This window comes from Streptomyces colonosanans, from assembly GCF_001866645.1.
In the GTDB taxonomy this organism is placed as follows: domain Bacteria; phylum Actinomycetota; class Actinomycetes; order Streptomycetales; family Streptomycetaceae; genus Streptomyces; species Streptomyces colonosanans.
Genome location: NZ_MLYP01000041.1, coordinates 60,298 through 67,403 on the forward strand (window position 1 = coordinate 60,298; position 7,106 = coordinate 67,403).

At 69.3% G+C, this 7,106-nt stretch carries 6 protein-coding genes; 5 read left to right on the plus strand and 1 reads right to left on the minus strand.

All coding sequences use genetic code 11. The features are described 5' to 3' along the window. Nucleotides 1–41 precede the first annotated feature (41 nt). Nucleotides 42–1,571: a helix-turn-helix domain-containing protein gene (locus tag BIV24_RS16085; RefSeq protein WP_071366995.1), complete on the plus strand. Its 1,530-nt coding sequence runs from the start codon at nt 42–44 to the stop codon at nt 1,569–1,571. Nucleotides 1,572–1,639: 68 nt separating this feature from the next. On the opposite strand, the gene BIV24_RS16090 is transcribed toward BIV24_RS16085, so the two are convergent. Then, complete coding sequence (locus BIV24_RS16090; RefSeq protein WP_071366996.1) at nt 1,640–1,837, minus strand: hypothetical protein; 198 nt, start codon at nt 1,835–1,837, stop codon at nt 1,640–1,642. A gap of 460 nt (nt 1,838–2,297) precedes the next feature. On the opposite strand from BIV24_RS16090, the gene BIV24_RS16095 reads away from it, so the two are divergent. From BIV24_RS16095 to BIV24_RS16110, 4 genes are read left to right on the plus strand one after another with little or no spacing between them, the layout of a single operon-like run. Continuing rightward, entirely contained in the window at nt 2,298–3,521 is a 1,224-nt protein-coding gene (locus BIV24_RS16095) for an arginine deiminase (protein WP_071366997.1), read from the plus strand. 28 nt (nt 3,522–3,549) lie between these two features. Then, entirely contained in the window at nt 3,550–4,551 is a 1,002-nt protein-coding gene (argF, locus tag BIV24_RS16100; protein WP_071366998.1) for an ornithine carbamoyltransferase, read from the plus strand. A 23-nt stretch (nt 4,552–4,574) separates the two neighbouring features. Next, on the plus strand, nt 4,575–5,531 hold the full coding sequence (gene arcC / locus BIV24_RS16105; RefSeq protein ID WP_071366999.1) for a carbamate kinase: 957 nt from the start codon (nt 4,575–4,577) through the stop codon (nt 5,529–5,531). After that, nucleotides 5,528–7,057 (plus strand): YfcC family protein, encoded by a 1,530-nt coding sequence (locus BIV24_RS16110; protein WP_079168294.1) that lies wholly within the window; start codon nt 5,528–5,530, stop codon nt 7,055–7,057. Before arcC ends, BIV24_RS16110 begins: the two co-directional genes overlap by 4 nt. Nucleotides 7,058–7,106: the final 49 nt, after the last annotated feature.

A 7,106-nucleotide genomic window follows, 5' to 3' on the forward strand; every position in this document is an offset into this window, starting at 1 on the left:
TCCAGGAGGCGCCATCTCATATCTGAGATAGCCTCAGCCTCATGGCAGACGACTACCTCGTACGCATCGGCAAGCTCATCCGTGACGCCAGGCAGCACCGTGGCTGGACACAGGCACAGCTGGCGGAAGCCCTCGGCACCAGTCAGAGCGCCGTCAATCGCGTCGAGCGCGGCAACCAGAACATCAGCCTTGAGATGATCGCCCGGATCGGCGAAGCCCTCGACAGCGAGATCGTCTCCCTGGGCTATGCGGGGCCCATGCATCTGCGGGTGGTCGGCGGCCGCCGGCTCTCCGGCGCCATCGACGTGAAGACGAGCAAGAACGCCTGCGTGGCCCTGCTGTGCGCCTCCCTGCTCAACAAGGGGCGCACGGTACTGCGCCGGGTCGCCCGCATCGAGGAGGTCTACCGCCTGCTGGAGGTGCTCGGGTCGATCGGCGTGCGGACCCGGTGGATCAACGACGGCGTCGATCTCGAGATCGTGCCGGGCGCCGACCTCGACATGGACGCCATCGACGAGGTGGCCGCCCGCCGCACGCGCTCCATCATCATGTTCCTCGGCCCGCTGCTGCACCGTATGGACCGCTTCAGGCTGCCGTACGCGGGCGGCTGCGACCTCGGCACGCGCACCATCGAGCCGCACATGATCGCGCTGCGCCGCTTCGGACTCGACGTCACCGCCACCGAAGGCCAGTACCACGCCGTGGTGGACCGGTCCGTCTCCCCCGACCGGCCGATCGTGCTGACCGAGCGCGGGGACACCGTGACCGAGAACGCGCTGCTCGCCGCCGCCCGCCACGACGGCGTCACGGTCATCCGCAACGCTTCCTCCAACTACATGGTCCAGGACCTCTGCTTCTTCCTGGAGGCCCTCGGCGTCAAGGTCGAGGGCATCGGCACCACCACGCTCACCGTGCACGGCATGCCGAACATCGACGTCGACGTGGACTACTCCCCCTCCGAGGACCCGGTCGAGGCGATGAGCCTGCTGGCCGCCGCGGTCGTCACCGAGTCGGAGTTGACGGTGCGCCGGGTGCCGATCGAGTTCCTGGAGATCGAGCTGGCGGTACTGGAGGAGATGGGGCTCGATCACGACCGCACGCCCGAGTACGTCGCCGACAACGGCCGTACACGCCTGGTGGACCTGACCGTGCGCCCCTCCAAGCTGGAGGCGCCGATCGACAAGATCCACCCGATGCCGTTTCCCGGCCTGAACATCGACAACGTCCCGTTCTTCGCGGCCATCGCGGCCTCCGCGCAGGGCAAGACGCTGATCCACGACTGGGTGTACGACAACCGGGCCATCTACCTGACCGACCTGAACCGGCTCGGCGGACGGCTGCAACTCCTCGACCCGCACCGGGTGCTCGTCGAGGGCCCGACCCGCTGGCGCGCCGCCGAGATGATGTGCCCGCCCGCACTGCGGCCGGCCGTGGTCGTACTACTGGCGATGATGGCGGCCCCGGGCACATCCGTGCTGCGGAACGTGTACGTCATCAACCGCGGCTACGAGGACCTGGCCGAGCGGCTCAACTCGGTCGGGGCCCAGATCGAGACCTTCCGGGACATCTGAGCCGCGGATGCCGCCGCACTCTGTCTTACCTGCGCTGATGCGGGTTTCGGGGGGAGTGCTGCGGCACCTCACGCTGAAGGGGGTGAGGTGCGCACGCTGTGCGTGCTGGCCACCAGTAGTACGCACTCCAGGGCCTGCCCGGCCCGCAGCCACTCCACGGGACGGTCGAACGCCGTCCAGAGCAGGGCGAGTTGGACCTGGCGCTCAAAGGGCGCGTGGACCGTGCGGCGGGCCGGGCCGATGCCGCCGAAGTCCCGTACCGGCACCCGCCGCTCCGCGTCCCGCGGGCCCGGCGCGGTGGCCGGGACCCCTTAGGGGCCGCCGCCCGGGGCAGTGAGCCAGAAGCAGCATTCCTCGGTCCGGGCGGACTCGTCCAGTCCGTCGTGTCTCCAAGCCCGTCCCACCGGACCGGTGGTGCTCTGCCTTGAGCCTGCCGCGCCGGGGCGGCGGCCGGCCATGGACCAAGAGTCCCGGGCCCACGGCATCAGGCCCTCTGCCGCGCCCTTCCCCCGCCGGACGGGACGGGCATGGCCCTGTGGTCCCTGCGCAACAGGGGCCTGATGGGCCCGGGTCGGGGTCATGTGGCGGCGGCTGCCGCATGTTGAGCCATGACACGGTGGAGGCGTTCGACCGAAAGCGCCCATCGGGGGCGGAACCGGAACCGCGGGGACGAGCGCACCCGCACAACCGAGGTGGCCCCCGTCACTCCATTTTCCAGGAGAGCACATGACATTCCATGTTGATTCCGAAGCCGGCCGGCTGCGGCAGGTCATCCTGCACCGGCCCGACCTGGAACTGAAGCGCCTGACCCCGACCAACAAGGACGATCTCCTCTTCGACGACGTGCTGTGGGTGAAGCGGGCCCGCGAGGAGCATGACGCCTTCGCCGACACCCTCCGGGACCGTGGCGTCGCGGTGCATCTGCTGGCCGATCTGCTCACCGAGGCCCTGGCCGAGCCCGCCGCCCGCACCCTCGTTCTTGACCGGGTCTTCGACGAGCGCGAGTTCGGCCCGCTGGCCACCGACCGGCTGCGGGCCGCGTTCGAGGCCATGGAGCCGGCCGAGCTCACCTCGTACCTCATCGGCGGTATGACCAAGCGGGAGCTGACGGAGCGGGCCAGTGTGCTGCCCAGTGTGCGGCTGCACGCGATGGCCCCGGACGACTTCGTCCTGGCGCCGCTGCCCAACCACCTCTTCACCCGCGACACTTCCTGCTGGATCTACGACGGCGTCAGCGTCAACCCCATGCGGAAGACGGCCCGGCGCCGGGAGACCGTCCACTTCGAGGCGATCTACGCGCATCACCCGCTGTTCGAGAAGCAGGAGTTCCGGCGCTGGTCAGATGGCCAGGCGGGCTTTCCCGCCACCATCGAGGGCGGTGACGTCCTGGTCATCGGCAACGGCGCGGTGCTGGTCGGCATGAGCGAGCGGACCACGCCGCAGGCCGTCGAGGCGCTGGCCCTGCGGATGTTCGAGGCGGGTTCGGCTCGCAGGGTGGTCGCGCTGGAGATGCCGAAGAAGCGCAGCTTTATGCACCTGGACACCGTGATGACCATGGTGAGCGGGGACACCTTCACCCAGTACGCGGGTCTGGGCATGCTGCCCTCCTGCACCATCGAGCCGGGCACGGACGGTACCGGGCTCGCCATCACCGAGCACCGGCCCGCCGAGATGCACGAGGCCATCGCCGACGCGCTCGGGCTGCCGTCCATCACCGTCCTCACCGCCTCCCAGGACGTCCGCTCCGCCGAGCGCGAGCAGTGGGACGACGGCTGCAACGTCCTGGCCGTGGAGCCCGGCGTCGTCGTCGCCTATGAGCGCAATGTCACCTCCAACACCCATCTGCGCAAGCACGGAATCGAGGTCATCACCGTCCGCGGCAGCGAGCTCGGCCGAGGCCGCGGCGGCCCCCGCTGCATGAGCTGCCCCGTCCAGCGCGACGCCGTCTGACCACCGTTTACCGAAGGAGTACGCCATCATGGCCCGCAACCTGCGCCACCGCAGCCTTCTGAAGGAACTGGACTTCACCCCCGCCGAGTTCCGGCAACTGTTGGAACTGTCCGCACAGTTGAAGGCGGCTCGCGCCGCGGGCACCGAACAGCGGCGGCTGAGCGGCAAGAACATCGTCCTGGTCTTCGAGAAGACATCCACCCGCACCCGGTGCGCCTTTGAGACCGCCGCCCATCAACAGGGCGCCCAGGTCACCTACTTGGATCCGGCCGCCTCGCAGATCGGCCACAAGGAGTCCATCAAGGACACCGCCCGGGTCTTGGGCCGCTTCTACGACGGCATCGAGTACCGGGGCAGCAGCCAGAGCATCGTGGAGGAACTGGCCGACTACTCGGGCGTTCCGGTGTGGAACGGCCTGACCGACGAGTGGCACCCCACCCAGTCCCTGGCCGACGCGCTGACCATGTGGGAGCACACCGACAAGCCGCTACACGAGATTTCCTTCGCTTACCTCGGCGACGCCCGCAACAATGTTGGCAACTCCCTGCTGGTGATGGGCGCGTTGCTCGGCATGGATGTGCGGATGGTGGGCCCGGCGAGCCTGCGCAACGGCCCCGAGGTGGTCAAGGAGGCTCGGCGCATCGCCGAGTCCACTGGCGCCCGGATCACCCTGTCCGAGGACGTGGCCGAAGGCGTCGCCGGAGCGGACTTCCTCTACACCGATGTATGGGTCTCCATGGGCGAGCCCAAGGAGATCTGGGACGAGCGGATCGCCCTGCTCAAGCCCTATCAGGTGACCATGGATGTGATCGAGGCCACCGGCAACCCCCGGGTGAGGTTTATGCACTGCCTACCGGCCTTTCACAACGACGAGACCACCGTGGGCGCCCAGGTCCTTGAGCACGCCGGAATGAAGGCGCTGGAGGTCACCGAGGAGGTCTTCGAGTCCTCGCACTCCGTCGTCTTCGACCAGGCCGAGAACCGGCTGCACACCATCAAGGCCGTCCTTGTCGCCACCCTCGGCGACTGACGCAATTCACGAAAGGCCATGACATGCGCGTCGTCGTCGCGCTCGGCGGAAACGCCCTGCTGCGCAGGGGAGACCGGCCGGACGCAGCCGTCCAGCAAGCCAACGTCCAGGCGGCGGTGGCCGCCCTGGCCCCCCTCGCGCAGCGGCACGAACTGGTCATCACCCATGGCAACGGGCCCCAGGTGGGCCTGCTCGCCCTTGAGAGTGCCGCCGACACGAGCCTCACCTCGCCCTTTCCCTTTGACGTCCTAGGCGCCGAGACGCAGGGCATGATCGGCTACTGGCTGCTGCAGGCCCTGCAGAACGCTCTGCCCGGCCGCCAGGTGTGCGCCCTGCTCAACCAGACGCTGGTCTCCACTGCCGACCCGGCCTTCGACCACCCCACCAAGTTCGTCGGCCCGGTCTACCAGCGGAAGGAGGCCGAGCGGCTGGCCGCCGAACGCGGCTGGACTGTCAGGCGGGACGGCGACCGCTGGCGCCGTGTCGTCCCCTCTCCCAGGCCGCAGCGGGTAGTGGAGACCCGGCTCATCCGCCTGCTGCTCGCCTCCGGCGCGGTGGCGGTCTGCGCCGGAGGCGGCGGAGTACCGGTGATACGCGGCGAGGACGGCCAACTCTCCGGTGTGGAGGCCGTGGTGGACAAGGACCTAACCGCCGCCATGCTCGCCCAGGCCCTCGACGCCGACGCGCTGCTGCTGCTCACCGACGTACCCCACGTCATGCGCGACTACGGCACTCCGCGGGCCGAGGCGATCCGCAACGCCACGCCCCAGCAGCTGCGGGCCCAGGAATTCCCGGCCGGCTCCATGGGGCCGAAGGTGGAGGCCGTGTGCCAGTTCGTGGAACTCACCGGCGGCATGGCCGCCATCGGCGCGCTCACCGACGCCCAGGCCCTCCTCGACGGCACCGCGGGCACCATCGTCACGCCCGGCGGCAGGCTCTTCGAGGACCGTCTCGCGGGCACAGCGGGGGTGAGGTCATGACCACACATGCCACGGCCCCCGTCACCCCGGAACCGGGCGCCGCGCCCGAGCCGGAAGACCCGCCGCGCAAGGGCAGGTTCCACTTTCCCTCCGCCTTCACCGTGCTGGCCGGCGTCACCGTCGCGGTGTGGCTGCTGTCCTTCGTCATCCCCGCCGGGCAGTACGCCAAGAAGGACGGGGCCCCGATCCCGGGCACCTACCACTCGGTCCATTTGACGACCAGCTTCGGGGCCCGGCTGAAGGACCTCTTCCTCTCCCCCGTCAACGGGCTCTACGGGGTCACCGACGCCCACTCCGGGCTCACCGCCCCCGGCGGCAGCGGCGACTTCTTCGGCGCCGCCGGGGTGTTCCTCTTCGTGCTGGCGGTGGGCGCCTTCATCACCGTCACCCTGAAGACCGGGGCACTCACCGCCGGGGTGGCCCGGCTCGCCGGCCGGCTCCAGCGCCATGGCACCCTGCTCCTGGTGGCGCTGATGGCCGTCTTCTCCCTCGGCGGCACCACCTATGGGATGGCCGAGGAGACACTCGGCTTCTACGTGCTGACGGTCCCGCTGATGCTCAAGCTCGGCTACGACCGGATGGTGGCCGCCACCGTCATCGTGGTCGGCGCCGGGGTGGGCACGCTCGCCTCCACGGTCAACCCCTTCGCCACCGGCGTGGCCTCCGACAGCGCGGGCATCGGCACCGGCAACGGCATCGTGCTGCGGCTGCTGATGTGGGTGGTGCTCACGGCGATCGCGGCCTGGTATGTGGTCCGCTATGCCCACCGCGTCAAGAAGGACCCCGCCCAGTCCCTGATCGCGCCCATGGCAGAGGACGAGGTGCTTCGCAAAGAGGGCAGCACCGCAGTCCCGTTGACGATGCGTCAGAAGCTGGTGCTGTGGCTCTTCGCGGCGACCTTTGTCTTCATGATCTTCGCCGTGATCCCGTGGGCCGATATCCACGTCACCTTCCTGCCCACCCTGGGCTGGTACTTCCCGGAGCTGGCGGCACTGTTCATCGTCGCCGCGATCCTGGTGGGCCTGATCGCCGGGCTCGGCGAGAAGGGCACCACCGGCGCCATCGTGGAGGGCGCCGGGGACTTCATCGGGGCAGCAATGATCATCATGCTCGCCCGTGGCGTCACCGTCATCATGAACAACGCCAGCATCACCGACACGATCCTCAACGCCCTGGACCACGCGGTCTCCGGCACCTCGTCCGGCGTCTTCACCGTGCTGATGTTCCTGATCAACATCCCGCTGGCGTTCTTCGTCCCCTCGTCCTCGGGGCACGCGGCCCTGGCCATGCCGATCCTCGCCCCGCTGGCCGACTTCGCCCATGTCAGCCGTGGCCTGGTGGTCACCGCCTACCAGTCGGCCTCCGGCTGGGTGAACCTCATCACCCCGACCTCGGCCGTGGTCATGGGCGGCCTGGCCCTGGCCAAGGTCCGCTACGACCGGTACCTGCGGTTCATGGCCCCGCTTATGGGCATCCTGCTCGGCGTGGTCGCGGGCTTCCTGGTCCTGGGCGCGGCGCTGGGATAGGGCGGCGGGGAGGCGGTAGCCGGCAGCCGGTGAAGGGAGGAAAGCCACC

What these genes read in the sequence shown, in the direction of transcription:
- argF (WP_071366998.1), top strand. Translation starts at nt 3,550, where the DNA reads ATGGCCCGCAACCTGCGCCACCGCAGCCTTCTGAAGGAACTGGACTTC.
- BIV24_RS16110 (WP_079168294.1), top strand. Translation starts at nt 5,528, where the DNA reads ATGACCACACATGCCACGGCCCCCGTCACCCCGGAACCGGGCGCCGCG.
- BIV24_RS16085 (WP_071366995.1), top strand. Translation starts at nt 42, where the DNA reads ATGGCAGACGACTACCTCGTACGCATCGGCAAGCTCATCCGTGACGCC.
- BIV24_RS16095 (WP_071366997.1), top strand. Translation starts at nt 2,298, where the DNA reads ATGACATTCCATGTTGATTCCGAAGCCGGCCGGCTGCGGCAGGTCATC.
- arcC (WP_071366999.1), top strand. Translation starts at nt 4,575, where the DNA reads ATGCGCGTCGTCGTCGCGCTCGGCGGAAACGCCCTGCTGCGCAGGGGA.